Annotated in this window: 1 pseudogene; it reads right to left on the bottom strand. The window is 74.9% G+C overall.

What is annotated here, in order from left to right:
* Positions 1 to 536 (bottom strand): annotated as a pseudogene (locus HUX53_RS38910) (3-oxoacyl-ACP synthase); the annotation flags it as partial.
* Positions 537 to 673 lie beyond the last annotated feature (137 nt).

The raw sequence follows: 673 nt of genomic DNA, 5'->3' as shown, positions 1-673 counted from the left end.
GGGCGCGCACGGTGGTGTGCTGTCGCGTCTTGGGCGGCGGCGTCAGAGGTGGATAGGGGACGGTCCCCGAAGATCACCGAGGTGGCCCGGTCGGCCGGGTCGAGGATGCCGGAGAACGCGTCGGCGCCGATCACCAGCACGCGGCCGGCGATGCCGGCGGCGATCAGGCCGGTGCCGGCGGCGAGCGCGTAGACGAAGCCGCTGCAGACCGCGGCGACGTCGAACGCGGCGGCGGACCACAGCCCGAGGCGGGTCGCCACGTCGGGCGCCGTGCCGGGGCACGGATGGTCCGGGGTCTGCGTCGCGAGCACGACCGCGTCCACCGGGCCGCCGCCCGCCGACTTCAGCGCGCGGGCCCCGGCCCCGGCCGCGAGGTCGGACACCGCCGTGCCCGGCTCCGCGACGTACCGGCGGGAGACGCCGGTGCGGGTGCGGATCCACTCGTCGGAGCTGCCGAGCCGCGCCGCCAGTTCCGCGTTGTCCACGGCGCGGGGCGGAAGCCGGCTGCCGATCCCTGCCACGACCGCGGTCCCCATCGGGGCACCTCCTGCCGGTTCGCCGGATCTCCTGGCCCCGGCCCCTTATCCCCACCCCCGGCCCCCGGAGACGGCCCCCTTCCCGGTTGCCCGTCTCTTCCTGGAACAAAAAAAAACAAGCAGAATACTGACATGCA

This window comes from Actinomadura sp. BRA 177, from assembly GCF_013372625.1.
In the GTDB taxonomy this organism is placed as follows: Bacteria; Actinomycetota; Actinomycetes; order Streptosporangiales; family Streptosporangiaceae; genus Spirillospora.
This window is presented reverse-complemented; position numbering and strand designations above follow the sequence as displayed.